The 14,140-nt window shown below is 44.7% G+C and carries 10 protein-coding genes; 5 read left to right on the top strand and 5 right to left on the bottom strand.

The window, feature by feature from the left end; translation table 11 throughout:
• Positions 1-5: 5 nt before the first annotated feature.
• Positions 6-3,044 carry an efflux RND transporter permease subunit gene (locus K9M52_RS18120; protein WP_224069851.1) on the top strand — a complete coding sequence of 1,013 codons (3,039 nt, stop codon included), beginning with the start codon at positions 6-8 and terminating at the stop codon, positions 3,042-3,044.
• Positions 3,045-3,097: 53 nt separating this feature from the next.
• On the top strand, positions 3,098-3,661 hold the full coding sequence (locus K9M52_RS18115; protein ID WP_224069850.1) for a dihydrofolate reductase family protein: 564 nt from the start codon (positions 3,098-3,100) through the stop codon (positions 3,659-3,661).
• A gap of 57 nt (positions 3,662-3,718) precedes the next feature.
• Here the strand turns inward: K9M52_RS18115 and K9M52_RS18110 are convergent, their stop codons facing one another.
• Together K9M52_RS18110 and K9M52_RS18105 are read right to left on the bottom strand one after the other, a co-directional pair.
• Positions 3,719-4,363 (bottom strand): ATP-binding cassette domain-containing protein, encoded by a 645-nt coding sequence (locus K9M52_RS18110; protein ID WP_224069849.1) that lies wholly within the window; start codon positions 4,361-4,363, stop codon positions 3,719-3,721.
• Positions 4,360-4,677 carry a hypothetical protein gene (locus K9M52_RS18105; RefSeq protein ID WP_224069848.1) on the bottom strand — a complete coding sequence of 106 codons (318 nt, stop codon included), beginning with the start codon at positions 4,675-4,677 and terminating at the stop codon, positions 4,360-4,362. Before K9M52_RS18105 ends, K9M52_RS18110 begins: the two co-directional genes overlap by 4 nt.
• 359 nt (positions 4,678-5,036) lie before the next feature.
• Here K9M52_RS18105 and K9M52_RS18100 point away from each other — a divergent pair, with 359 nt between their 5' ends.
• Together K9M52_RS18100 and K9M52_RS18095 are read left to right on the top strand one after the other, a co-directional pair.
• Positions 5,037-5,705 carry a DUF4760 domain-containing protein gene (locus tag K9M52_RS18100; protein WP_224069847.1) on the top strand — a complete coding sequence of 223 codons (669 nt, stop codon included), beginning with the start codon at positions 5,037-5,039 and terminating at the stop codon, positions 5,703-5,705.
• Positions 5,706-6,416: 711 nt separating this feature from the next.
• Positions 6,417-8,147, top strand: coding sequence for a hypothetical protein (locus K9M52_RS18095; protein ID WP_224069846.1), 1,731 nt, complete (start codon positions 6,417-6,419; stop codon positions 8,145-8,147).
• Between the two features lie 117 nt (positions 8,148-8,264).
• Here the strand turns inward: K9M52_RS18095 and K9M52_RS18090 are convergent, their stop codons facing one another.
• Positions 8,265-9,653, bottom strand: a complete 1,389-nt coding sequence (locus tag K9M52_RS18090; protein ID WP_224069845.1) for an SGNH/GDSL hydrolase family protein — start codon at positions 9,651-9,653, stop codon at positions 8,265-8,267.
• A gap of 557 nt (positions 9,654-10,210) precedes the next feature.
• Between K9M52_RS18090 and K9M52_RS18085 the strand changes: the two genes are divergently transcribed.
• Positions 10,211-11,725, top strand: a complete 1,515-nt coding sequence (locus K9M52_RS18085) for a sialate O-acetylesterase (protein ID WP_224069844.1) — start codon at positions 10,211-10,213, stop codon at positions 11,723-11,725.
• 25 nt (positions 11,726-11,750) lie between these two features.
• Here the strand turns inward: K9M52_RS18085 and K9M52_RS18080 are convergent, their stop codons facing one another.
• Positions 11,751-12,767: a LacI family DNA-binding transcriptional regulator gene (locus K9M52_RS18080; protein WP_224069843.1), complete on the bottom strand. Its 1,017-nt coding sequence runs from the start codon at positions 12,765-12,767 to the stop codon at positions 11,751-11,753.
• A 12-nt stretch (positions 12,768-12,779) separates the two neighbouring features.
• Positions 12,780-14,099: an L-fucose:H+ symporter permease gene (fucP, locus tag K9M52_RS18075; protein ID WP_224069842.1), complete on the bottom strand. Its 1,320-nt coding sequence runs from the start codon at positions 14,097-14,099 to the stop codon at positions 12,780-12,782.
• Between the last annotated feature and the right edge of the window lie 41 nt (positions 14,100-14,140).

Genomic DNA, 14,140 nt, shown 5'->3' with positions numbered 1-14,140 from the left:
GATCGATGAAACGTAATTTTTTTGCGCTGTATAAGTTTCCCATTCTGCTATTAGCCGTTACCGCCCTGATAGCGGGTGTATATGCCTATACTCGTATGCAGGTGGCGCTTTTCCCGGAAATCACCTTCCCGAAGATCAAAGTGATTGTTGAAGCAGGGGACCAACCGGTGGATCAGATGTCGATGACGGTTACACGTCCCATGGAAGCTGCCATAAAAAAGGTGCCTGGGCTGACTGATATCAGAAGCACAACAAGTCGTGGCAGTCTTGAGATCGCTGCTTTTTTTGATTGGAATGAGGATCTGGATCTAAGCAAACAGCGTATTGAATCCAGGATCAATCAGATCCGTGGGAATTTACCACCAGGGGCCAGCATTAGCGTAGAGAAAATGAACCCTTCTATCCTTCAGGTGATGGGCTATTCCCTTATCAGTAACCGGCTAGATCCCATAGCCTTAAAACAGCTGGCAATGTTTACGATCAAGCCCGGCTTGTCACAGGTGCCGGGCGTCAGCGATGTGCCTATACTGGGCGGGCAGGACAAGGAATATTGGATACAGCTCTATCCAGAGAAAATGCGCCTGCTGGGTATCACACCCCAGCAGGTCGCAGATGGCGTCAGCAACACTAATTTTATCCGCTCTTCAGGTTACTTGTCCGATCACAGAACCTTATACCTTAACGTAACAGATGCCCGGTTAACCGATATAAGACAGATAGGAGACATTATTATTAAAAATACGGCCGGCAGAATTATACTACTGCGGGATGTGGCCAGTATCACCGTTCATGCTGCCCGGCAGTATCAGAAAATAAAAGCCGATGGCAGGGAAAGCATTCTGATAGGGATCGTTAAACAGCCAGGTACGAGTGTAATAGATGTGGCCAGCGGGGTACGGCGTAAAGTAAAAGAATTAAGCTCCTCTTTACCCAAAGGCGTGGTATTGAAACCCTACTACAGCCAGGCAGATTTTGTGCTGGATGCTGTGCACAGCGTATCGGACTGCCTCTGGATCGGCCTTTTGCTGGCAGTAGTTGTAGCCGTAATATTTTTAAAGTCTGTTAAGCCCAGCCTTACCTTGCTGCTGACCATTCCGATAACACTCGGTTTGACCATGATCGCTTTGAAACTTACCGGTCAGGGGCTAAATATTATGACGCTTGGCGCCATCGCCGCTTCTGTTGGTTTGATTATTGATGATGCCATTGTAGTCGTGGAACAGATACAGAGAACACATGAGGAGTTTGCAGGTCGCCCCTCCGCTTCACTAGTAAAAAATGCCATTCACTATCTGCTTAAAGCCATGTTGGGATCTTCTTTGAGCACGATTGTCATATTCATTCCTTTTATATTAATGTCAGGTATCGCGGGTGCCTATTTTAAAGTGATGACCGACACCATGATCATCACCCTGATTTGTTCTTTTTTCTCTAGCTGGATTTTTTTACCGGTAATTTATCTCATCCTCTCTAAAAGATCAAAGAAAAGCATCCCATTGGAAAGCCACCCTGTCAAAGAAAAAAAATGGGTCAGCTTTTTTATACACAAGCCTGTTTACAGTGTCGTTTTCGTCGCGATACTGGTGTTGATAAGCGTCTGGACTGTCCCCAGACTTCCTACCGGATTTTTGCCGGAAATGGATGAAGGCAGTATCGTATTGGATTATAGTTCTCCGCCCGGAACAACACTAGACGAAACAAGCCGGATACTCGATCAGGTAGATCAGATTATTGCAGCCGATAGTGATGTAGCGACATACAATCGCAGAACCGGCACACAGATGGGTTTTTTTATTACAGAACCTAATAGGGGTGACTACCTGATCGGCTTAAAGAAGAACAGGACGGCGACTACTGAAGATGTAATCCGCCATCTGCGTGACGGCATTCAAAAAGCCGGACTGCCGCTTCAGGTAGACTTTGGGCAGGTAATCGGCGATATGTTAGGGGATCTGATGACTGCCGCGCAGCCTATTGAAATCCAGATCTTCGGCCGTGATCAACCTATTTTACACCAAACGGCCAGATCAGTAGCTGCTATCGTGTCCGCTGTGCAGGGAACGGCAGATGTCTTTGACGGCATAACGATTGCAGGTCCTTCTCTGGTAATAAGGCCTGATTTTGCAGAAATGGCCAGATATGGCATAACGCCGGCCGATTTCCAGTTTCAGGTACAGAGCTATTTAAACGGCACTCTTGTCAGTTATGTACAGGATCCCTTGCAGCTGGTACCGATGCGAATGATGTACTTCCATAATCGTCCACCCTCCATAAGTGATATTGGCAGCCAGCCTGTTTTTTTACCAGGTGGCGGCAAAAGGTTATTTTCTGATTTTGCCCGGTTTAAGATTGTCACAGGTGTCGCAGAAGAACAACGAGATAATTTACAGAATATGGGAATCGTAAGTGCCAGATTGGAAGGCAGGGATCTGGGCAGTACCATGCAGGAAATTCAAAGCAAAATCAAAACAGCAGTGCATTTGCCTAAAGGGTACGCTATCAACTACGGGGGTGCCTATAAAGAGCAACAGCGGTCTTTTAGCGAGCTGGTGCTGATCCTTTGCCTTTCCAGTGTGCTGGTGTTTACAGTGATATTGTTCTTATATAAAGATTTTAGGGTCGCCCTGGTCATTTTACTCATAGCGGTGCTTGGGGTCAGCGGCAGTTTTCTGCTGCTATATCTGACAGGGACACCGTTAAATGTCGCCAGCTATACGGGGACTATTATGATTGTCGGTATTATCGGGGAAAATGCCATATTTACTTACGCACAGTTCAAGGAGTCACTTAAAACCATGGATAAAGCGCATTCAATTATTTATGCGATCAGCACCCGTCTCCGGCCGAAGCTTATGACGGCCATAGGCGCCATTATTGCACTGTTGCCCCTGGCGCTGGGCATCGGCACCGGCGCACAAATGCATCAGCCGCTGGCTATAGCGGTCATCGGCGGCTTTGTGGTGGCACTGCCATTGTTACTAATTGTGTTGCCAACCTTACTGCTGCGCTTAAAAGTAAGGGATGAACAGGCGGAAAATGCCTAAATTGGATACGCGGTCAATTTTCACTAACTTCCCATCAGAAAATTTGACCAGGGATGAGAAAAATAATCTTGGATTTAGCTGTTACTTTGGATGGGTTTATTGAAGGCCCTGCCGGAGAAGTAGATTGGTGTATAATGGATGAAGAAATGGACTTTTCAGGGTTTCTGTCTTCCATAGATACGATTTTTTATGGCAGGGTCAGTTATGACGGATGGGGGAATTTCCAGCCAGGTGAAGACGCCACCGAAACTGACAGGGTGCTGTGGGCAGCCATTCATTCAAAGAAAAAATATGTTTTTTCAAGAACAAGGCATTCAGATCCGGATGCGACATTTATCCATAGCGATATCGTGCATCAAATTCAACGGATCAAGACAGAGGGCGATTCTTCAGGGCAAAAAGATATCTGGTTATACGGTGGTGCAGGGTTAATTGGTTATTTTATGGCCCATGATCTTATCGATGTATACCGCCTGTCGGTGCACCCGATTATACTTGGAAGTGGTAAGCGGCTGTTTGAACAGGTCGACCGGACGGTATCATTGAATTTAGTGGGAAGCCGAACCTTTAACTCTGGAGTGATTCAGGTTGTTTACCATAAAAAAGATTTGTCCTAGTCCCAGGGATTTGTTGCCTGTTGGCCGTCCGTTTATGACGATACTATCATAAGAAATTCAAGAGATATTAATATAACCCAACCTTTGCAGATCGGCCATGTCTTTAACAGGCCAGGTTTTTCCCTGCTGTAACAAATATCTGTTTTGGGCAATATCCATCACCTCCTTATAAAGATGATCGGTTATCAAAAAGCCTTTAGTTTTTTCTGACTGGATAACTGGTTTTATCTTTTCCAAGTGCACGGGCACGATATGGGTAAAGGGCTCGTCAAGTAATGTAAACTTCGCGGGTGTTTTAACTAAAAGATAGACCTCAATCAACCGTCTTTCACCGCCGGACAATTGTCGAAATCTATGTTTTACTTTAGTTTTAAATGATGGAAAATGGTTGATAAATTCTTCCAACCTTACCTGATAATCTGAGAAAACCCGGCTGACAGTCAACCTTCCAGGGACAAAGGGTACCTGTGGCAAATAGTTGATATCCGGATAAACCGATTTCAAAGGCTTATTATCAATTCTTACAGATTTACTTAAAGGAGTCAATTTACCCATAATGATATTTAAAAGGCAGGACTTTCCGGAGCCGTTTGCTCCAACCAGCGTTGTAACCTTACCGGTTTCACATTTGATATAAATGTCTGACAGGATCCGTCGGGCACCCAACTCAAGGATGATACTATCGATTTCCAGGATACTCATCGTATATAACAGGTAAGGATGATCAGTAATATAAAAACAGCAAAATCTATGGATAGTGTAACAGTCCAAAGGGCAGATTTGCTCAAACCCAGGTTCAGATAATAATAGTATTGATTTTTGTAAAGTGCATCCATAAAATAATAAATAACCCCATAGCTGATAATTTTCAGCCAAAATATGCCTTGAAAAGAAACAAGACCCCATTTATAGAGTGTCGACAAACATAATAGCGTAATGACCGTGTCAGCCAGAAGATGGCTTCTGTAAAAGGTAAACAGAAGTTTCAGGTGTAATCTTTTAAAAATTCCTTTCATAGTTAAGTTCTAAGATACTGCAAATGCAAGAAGTACAGTCTTAATAATAATAGAAAATTATCTATGTATATGCCTGATGAGATCTCTTGTCTATGGTTGTAAGTAGATGATTGGAATGGGAGTCAGTCAGAAATATGACTGCTGATATTTACATAAAAATAACAGAAGACCCGATTGTATTGAGCGGGCACCAAAATGTTAATTCTTTAGTTATCGTGAAAAAAATGGAATTTATTGGGGATAACATTTTGTTTGATAAACAAAAGCAGTTACCTTTGCCTTTCATTGATCCTACCCATTATTGAAAAGTAAGTGCGATTGCTTAAGAAACATTATTTTTCAAAATTTAAATCCGATAAATGGAAAGTTTAGTAGAGCCCAAGTATTCCATAGCAGGGCTAGACAAGTGGATTAATTATGTAACAGGATTTGTGTTCAAGTATAGGATGCTTTTTATCCTCCTATTCCTGATTGCCATTGGTTACGGCGTTTATGAGGCAGTTATTTGTTCTACCGATAGTGAACTTCTAAGAAACATCGCCGTTATTGCAACTTACGGCTCTGTGATCATCGGGATTTTCTATGCAATTTTGAACTATGAGCATAAGCATGACAAAGACCTGTATGACAGAAGATTTGCAAAGTGTGCTGAAACTTACAACACCATATGCGAATGGCATCGCCCTGCTATGGTAGTGAATTTAAAGACAACGAAGCAGCTCTTTGAGTCCAAAAAACATTTAATCCTTGAGAATAAAGCAAAGGATTTTTATGAACAATTAGAGGAAAGTGATGAAGCCCGGGCTGCCTTAATTGCCATTTTGAATTACTTTGAGTCTCTGGCAGTAGGTGTCAATCAGGGCATTCTAGATGAGCTTTTTGTCAAAAAACTTTTCAGAACATTGATGATAGGCTATTTTAACGACTATAGCTTCTATATCATGTACAAAAGAAAGTATCAAAGTGTCCCGACAATTTGGGTTGAGTTTACCGATCTGGCTGATAAATGGCAAAAGAGACCTTCATAAACTGGCAAACAGTATCCGTTAACTTTTAAATATCTAAAATTATGAGCAAAATTTATGACATGTCCGGCTGGTAGCCTTCAAGGGCAATCAATAGGCAATCTATATAACTTGATTGCCTATTTTTGTTTCTAAGTATAAAAGCCTATTGAACCTTGCAACTACTCATAACTTCGACATTTTAGAAAAGCAGTATACTTGAAGGAGAATATTGAACCCCTGTATTCTTCTGATTATGGCAGCATACTGCGAAGCCACGACATCAATAAATATGATACGGCCGCTTTGAAATGAATCCCTTTGCATATGCACAGGCAATCATACAGCAAATTAAAAAGTGAAATAGCAATAGCGTTGAAAGGATTTTGTCATCGAGCGAAAGATGATAAAATATTGAGGACGGAAGGTATTTTCTGTTGGACTTCTTTCAGATGACTGCCGGGCAGCCTCCCGACAGCTATTATTGACCTGATCAATCACAGTTATATTTCACAGGAAAAAAGGAGATGCTAACATAAGGCCTCTTTTTCAAGCTGGTCGAAAAATTAACTACAATTCGGTCAATCAGGGTTCTTTTCTACATGAAAGGGCATTCATTTAATTAGAGGTCTTTATGACTGCGCTGAATTTCAAACAAATACTAAACGCGAACATTTTGCCTGAAGAGTTGCTTAACTTACGGTAAGATAGTCTCTACAATCTTAAAATATTGTGATGAAAATATTCTTTCAGGCAAAGGTATTAATCAAGTATGCAGTACTGTTCGTGCTACTATTTTCTGGCATAAGGCAAGTGAACGCAAGCTATGTAACGACCGTAGATCAAGGAGGAGGTTTGCTGCAGGCAGATACAAACAGTCCAAAAATTATCCATATCGTTAATTTTATACGCTTACTAGAGCCCAGAGATCCGGCTATAACTGAAGATGTGCTCTATCAGACGGTCGTAAAACAGGTGGAGCTAATGAATCAATATCAGTTGCCAGGGACGTTTCTATTGCAGTATGACGCCCTTTTGGACAGCCGGTATCAAAATTTCTTGCGCGCTTTACCTAAAGACCGCTTTGAAATCGGTGGCTGGCTGGAAGTCCCACAACCGCTGGCAGAAAAGGCGGGCCTTAAATGGCGGGGAAACGCACGCTGGGATTCCAGAGCCGATGTTGATTTTACAACAGGCTATACACCTAAAGAAAGGGAAAAGTTGATTGACACTTATATGCGGGACTTTAAAAGGGTATTTGGCGATTATCCGAAAACGGTCGGCTGCTGGTACCTGGATGCGTATAGCATTAACTACATGTATAGAAAATATGGCATCATCGCCTCCTGTAACTGCAAAGATCAGATCGGCACCGACGGCTACACTTTATGGGGCGGCTACTGGAATCAGGCCTATTACCCCAGTTTGCAAAATGCGTATATGCCGGCACAGACACAAAAGGGGCAGATTCCTGTTCCCATATTTAGAATGCTGGGAAGTGACCCGATCCGTCAGTATGATGACGGTATCGGGACAGCGCATCAGGGCGTGATCACGCTGGAACCGGTATATAAATTCGGCGGCGGTGATACTACCTGGGTAGACTGGTTCTTTAAGACGCTTATTCAGGGAGAAGCAATGGCCTTTGGCTATGCACAGGCCGGACAGGAGAATTCTTTTACCTGGAAAGCTATGAAAGACGGCCTGCAATATCAGTTTAGGAAAATCGCAGCTTTACGGCAAACCGGCAGCTTTCAGGTAGAAACCATGGTCAAAACAGCCCGCTGGTTTAAAAAGCAGTTCAATGTGACGCCAGTGACTTCTGTGACGGCCCTGACGGACCTTCCGGAAGAAGGTCAGAAAACAGTTTGGCTGGATAGCAGATTCTACCGGATCAATTTACTTTGGGACAGCGCCCGGCTCCGGATAAGGGATATTCATCTCTTTGATGAAACAATGACCTCTCCCTATTATAGCAGGAATGCTACCGGCAGTAAGTGCACCTTATTTACGCTGCCCTTTATAGATGGGCATTTCTGGAGCACGAAAGCGCGTAGTGCAGGGCTTGTGTTTCTAGTGAAGAGAAATGGTATATTTGAGCCGATGGAGGGGGAACAGCCTTTGGTTACGAAAAAGAGCAAGACGGCGTTACAGATTAGCTGGCCTCTAAAGGGCAACAACGGCACCTTAGAGATACGGCTCTCTGAAAGATGTGTGGAAGCAAAACTGGTGGACGGTCCGGCAGCTGCCCAGTGGAAAATGAAATTAATAGCGGCTAAAAAAGACGAGTTACCTTTTACAGCAATAACTCCCGGGTGGATAAAAAGCAGGTTTCTGGGCCATGACTACAAAGTTAAAGCCATCCAGGGTCATTTTGTCGCCGGCATTGATCGAAATACAGCACCGGCTGATTTTGAAATTGTACCGGAAAAGGGCGCGATAAGACTGGATCTGGGAGATCGATAACAGCCGGTGATCTTCAATAGGCAATATACCACCAAAATAAAGCCCCAGCCAATGAGCATATATGCCATAGATGGGGCTTTAGTAATAATGCAAACATTGTTGCTGAAACGACAACAGTTATTGCTCAATTAACTCAAATTGGCGGCGGACGGGTTTATTGACTGAATAAATCTTGTCAACATATGTGCTCATCTGGCGTCTCAGATCGGGAGCCTTGGTTCTGACGGCTTCATAATCCTCATACTTAGCTTTCAGCCATCCGTTCTTGGATAAATTGGCATTAATCGTATCGGTTGCGACCTGAGTTGTATCAAAGAGTAACCCTTTATCATACAAAAAATCATACTGTACCCAATAGTAGTTTCTGAATCTGGCTTCGATCTCTTTTCTTTTTGAATTGAGGTCCATAATCTGAAGCGCCTGCTGGTACTGCGGTGTATTGTGTAAGGCTGCCAGGTTTACACCCGCTTCTAATTGCTCGGACGACAAAATGGTAATGGGCTGCCCGTCAATTTTTAATAAATAAGACTTGCCTTTCAGCCCGTCTATTTTCATCTCTTCATTATTAAATTCTTTCATAAAAGGAATCACTGGCAGTGCTTCTGTCTCCACCTGCTTATTGCCCCAGACGCGGGCAACAGTATCAATGGGAAAGGGCAGGGACTTCGCCAGGTAGCTGAAACTGAATTTACCTGCCTGATGCTGAATGTCGGATATGCTGCAATTCTCTGTTTCAATGGCCTTCGTCTTGGAGGCTTTAATGGTAAACCGGGCAACGGGATTGCCTGCCAATCCCTGGTCTTTGAGAAAGATATAGGCCATAATCAGATGTCCGGCGCTACCTGGGTGGATTCTATCCGGACCGGTCGAAGTATAGGAGGAATCTTTTTCCTGTTCTTTTTCGTTAATGACAGTCATAGGATGGAACAGATCGACATAGGCCCAGTGCTGATCCTTCGCAGCCTTTTTTTGAAAGGCTACGATCTCTTCCATGGTTTTGGCTTTCCCCTTAAAAAGGCTGCCTTCTTGCTTCACAGTTTCATCATAAGGAGAGGAGGACATGATGATTTTCTGAATTTCCGGGTGGGCTAATAACGTATCCTGGATCTTTAGATAGCTTTTATAAGAGGCTTGGACGATCTCTTTCCGCTTGGCTTCCGTTACCGGGTTTTTGGTGTCGTTGTATTCAAAATACTTACTGTCATTCATACCGAAACTTACGACTAGCTTTGTCGGCTTTTTAGGCAGGAGGTCGCCTTCCAGCCGCCGGTAGATCTGCTCTGCTACATCACCGCCAACGCCACCATTGATCACCGTAATGGGCCGGTTGGGAAAATGTGTCATATAATACAGCCAGATATAGGATTCGTAGAATCCCGCTTCCGTTATACTGTTGCCGGCAAAAACCACCCTGTCACCCGCTTTGAAGGGAGCGGGCTTTTGCTGGCCGAAGCTGTTTGCTGCAATAGCCAGCAAAAAAGAGATGAATAGTCCAGGTTTTTTCATTCTAGAGATTTTATGAAGTCTGAAAATTTAATGATTCGGATGACCTTATGCTTTCTGAGAAACAGGCCGGGCGTTAATTCCGGCTTTATTCTTTCACCGCCTTCACTGTTCACCCGTATGATAGACACATGTATGTACCGTTGACCGCTATTATTTTTTAAGTTAAAGATGAAAGCCAGCACAAACGGCTTTCTAATAAATTAACCCTCAAATGCTTAGTGTAAAATTCGGCTACTCCCGTTTTGACACAGCACTAAAGAAAGTTAAAGAACCTAAAGATCAAAATTACCGAATACATTACCGGGTTTCACACAGGATGCTTTGCATTTTTAGGTATTTTCAGAATTTTATGGTCCCAGATCGCTATCTGGATAAAAAAACAGATCTACTCCTGGCCTCTAGTAGCGGCTCGGCCCGCTTTATGTTTCTTATATTGGGATCTTGAAGCAGCTCCCCAGCAGTAATCGCAGTTGGGGCCTTTCAGTCCGGTCCAGGTCTGAAAGAGATATATTAAAGTATACTATGCAGCGGGGCTTATTAAATTTAATCGAGTAATAATGTTGAACAAATACCTGAAAAGCGTTTATCGTATTGTATTTTTTACTGTTTTTATGCACTTTGGTTTCGTTGCATCTGCCGGTGACTTCCCAAAGGACAGCCTCAGCGTTTCTACTGTATTGCAGAGCCATATGGTGATTCAGCAAAATAAGCCCTTTAAGGTGTGGGGAAAGGCTCCTCAGGGAACCGTGATTACTATAAAAGCGGACTGGATGGCCTCACCGCTTCAGGTCAGGGCGACTTCGGATAAATGCTTTGAAGGCATTATCAGCGTTCCGAAAGCGAAACGTGGTGATTACCGGACACACAGCATTCGCATTAGTGGCATGGGCCAGCAAGTCGTATTAAATGACCTGTTGATTGGTGACCTTTGGTTTTTAAGCGGTCAGTCCAATATGCAGTTTGCGGTCCGGGAAATGCTGGATTCCACCAGGGTGATTGCGGAAGCTGATAATCCCCATATCCGGCTACTGAATGTCGCGTTGAACTTCAGTGCACAGCCGGTAGACTCTATAAAAGGCAACTGGGCAGTCTGCACGCCTTCTACCGTCCGGACCTTTAGTGCAGTCGGCTATAGTTTCGGAGCAGAACTGCAAAAGAAGCTGAACATCCCGATCGGCCTTATTTTCTCCGGTATCGGCGCCTCTGCCGTCCAGGCATTTGTGCCCGAGGAGGTGCTTAAAAAAGACAGTTTACTGAACCATGCTTACCTGCAGCCCTATTTACAGGATCCAAAATCCAGGGAACCCGTCGATGCGGCTTTTTCTTTTGAAAAAGTTACCCGGCCTTTTCTGCTATATAACGCCCTGATTCATCCCTTTATCAAGCTTTCTATTAAGGGGTTCTGCTGGTACCAGGGAGAAACCAATTACAGGGATCGGGAAAGTTATACACGGGCAACTATTGCTATGATTCAAAGCTGGCGGGCCCGATTTCAGCAAGGCGCGCTTCCTTTTGAATATGTGCAGATCGCGCCTTATGCCCACGAGAAAATGAATCCTTCATTAGCAGGAGACGCTTTTTTCAGGGAAGCGCAGGCCAAGATACGCCGCCTTAATAATACGAATATGGTGCTGACCATGGATGTCGGCGATCCGCAAAACCTGCATCCCAAAGATAAACGCCCTGTCGGTCGCCGCCTGGCCGAAGTAGCCCTGAACCGAACGTATGGCTGGCTGCATGTGCCTTACAGGGGGCCGGCGTTTGCTTATGCAGCCTATAGAAGTAACAGGGTGGTAGTATATTTTGTTCCCCGGACGCTCTCGGGCGGATTACATACAAAAGATGGGAGAGCGCCCAAATTTTTCTTTCTGGCCGGAAGCGACAGGGTATTTTATCCCGCCGAGGCTTCTATTGAAGGAAATACAGTGATCCTGCATACTGAGAAAGTAGCCAGTCCGGTGGCCGTCCGGTACGCTTTTTTTAATTACCCGGTGACCAATTTGCAGAACGGCGCCGGACTGCCGGCGGAGCCTTTTAGATCGGATGACTGGCCGGAACGGCTGGAAAAATAGCACAGACACCTGCTGGCAGACAGCGCTATACCAACCCGGAAGAGTTACGAAGGGTAAGACCAGTAGGTATAACAATTTTTTTGAATTCTCCTACGGGGGTTTTCTTTTTAAGACGCTTTAAGAGCAGGTCGATAGTGGCTTCGGCGATCTTGTCAATGGGTTGGTAGATGGCCGTAATAGAAGGATTATATAACTCAAAAAGATCGCAGTCGTCAAAGGCAATGACCGCCAGGTCATCGGGGACACGGATGCCTAATTGCTGGAAAGCTTTCAGCCCGTTGGTGCCCGCCTGGATGGCGCTGAAAAGAATGGCGTCCATTTTTTTATGCTGACGTAGAAAATCGACGATAGGCTGGATGATCCGTCTCTCGTCCTGATCAAAATTGATCTCCAGTATATATTGTTTCAGGCCGGCGGCGCCGACGGCTGCCCGGTAGCCGGCCAGCCGGCCTTGCATCTGGGTCTGGGTGGAGGAGAAAGTAATAAATCCGATATCACGATATGATTCTGCGATGAGCAGTCGGGTTGCCTCAAAAGTACTTTCGTAATTATTGACTTCTACCTGGTCAGTCTGGATACCTTCCAGATGACGGTCAAAAAAGACCACCGGCATGCCGGAATCCAGCAGCGAGGTAATTTCTGCTTCCACACCTACAGGTGGCGCAATAATACAGCCGTCCACATTACGCTCCCGAAACATGTCCAGGAGTTCTTTGGTTTTCTCTGTGTTATTATCCGTACTGCAATACAGGATTTTATAACCGTTCTGATAGGCCTTATTTTCTACATGCCTGGCGACAGCTGCAAAGAAGGGGTCAGCAATATTTTCTACCATCAGCCCGATGATATTGGTCTTGCCAGTTCTAAGGCTTTTGGCAATAGGGTTGGGTTTATATCCGACCTCTTTTATGAACGCTTCCACTCGCTCAACCAGCTGGGGACTGATCCTTTTTTCTTCCGCCCGCTTATTTAAAATAAAGGAAACGGTCGTTTTAGAAATATTCAGCTCTCGCGCAATATCGGCAATTGATAATTTTTTCAAGTCGTAAAGGTTTTAGTTTTTCGGGGTATGATCCACTTTATGTAATGTTCTATAATGCTTGTTAAGTCGCGGGTACCGGATGCCAAAAGCAAAAATGGTTATGTAACACAGAATGGGTAAATAATAAGAAGCCGCCATGTGCCGATTGGCGATAAGTCCCATTAAAGGCGGGAAAATAGCTCCCCCTAAAAAACCCATAACAATAAACGAGGACGCCTGTTGTGTGCAGCTGCCCAGATCCTTGAGCCCGAGGCTGAAGATCGTAGGATACATGATGCTGAAAAAAAAGTTGATCATTAATAATGCTGCAAATGACACCCACCCGGCGCTCTGCGCCACGATCATGCACATCAGAATATTACAAAAGGCAAAAATAGCCAATAGTTTGTGGGGTTTAATATAGCGCATCAGGAAGGTACCGGTAAAGCGACCGATCACGAGTAAAAAAATACTGAGCGAGAAAAAATAGCCTGCATGTTCGGCACTTAGATGCAGCACCTCCTCTCCATAATTGATAAAATAGGCCCAGGTGCCTGCCTGGGCAGCTACGTTGAAAAACTGGGCCACTACCGAGAAGACGAAATGCTTTTCATGGATCAGATGCCTGACGGAAGCAGGAGCAGCGAGTTGCATCGCACCCGACCGTTCACCCGTCTGTGGATGGGCTGCTTCCTGCGGCAGGGAAGTGCTGGAAAAGGGAGAAAAGACAAAAACAAGGCCCATCAGCGCGATAACGCAACCAATAGCCACATATAGCGTTTTGACGGTAGATAGATCGCTTAGATGCTGCTGTTCCGCTTTCAGCAAAAAAAAGCTACCAATCGCCGGGCCAATGACACCACCCAGGCCGTTGAAGGATTGCGCAAAATTAATACGTTGATCGCTGGTTCGCTGATCACCCAGCGCAGCTACATATGGATGAGCCACTGTTTCCAGTGCCGCCATTCCGGAGGCCAGTATAAAAAGGGCCATCAAAAAGTATTCGAAAGATCCCCGGTTGGCTGCCGGAATGAAAAGAAAAGCGCCTATCGAAAACAAAAACAGTCCTGCTAAAATAGCTTTTCTGTAGCCAAAGCGTTTCATATAAATACCCGCCGGCAGGGCCACCAGGGTATAGGCGCCAAATGTCGCCAGCTGAATCAGCGCTGATCTGGATTTAGAAATATGCAGTGCTGTCTGAAAATGTTTGTTGAGTACATCCATCAGCGTAAGGGCTAGTCCCCACATCAGGAAAATAGTGGTGAGGAACCCAAATAAGAGATAGTATTTTTTATCGGTGAGTGGAATCCTGTCTGTTTTCATTGCTACGTATCTTTGGGTAAATATAGCCATTTGACCGGTATTAAATTGAATCAGACCTACCGCCCTGGCAA

Origin of the sequence: Arachidicoccus terrestris (assembly GCF_020042345.1) — a bacterium.
Classification (GTDB): Bacteria; Bacteroidota; Bacteroidia; order Chitinophagales; family Chitinophagaceae; genus Arachidicoccus; species Arachidicoccus terrestris.
Note: the sequence above shows the minus strand (reverse complement) of the source record. Positions and strands in the feature narration are given on the sequence as shown.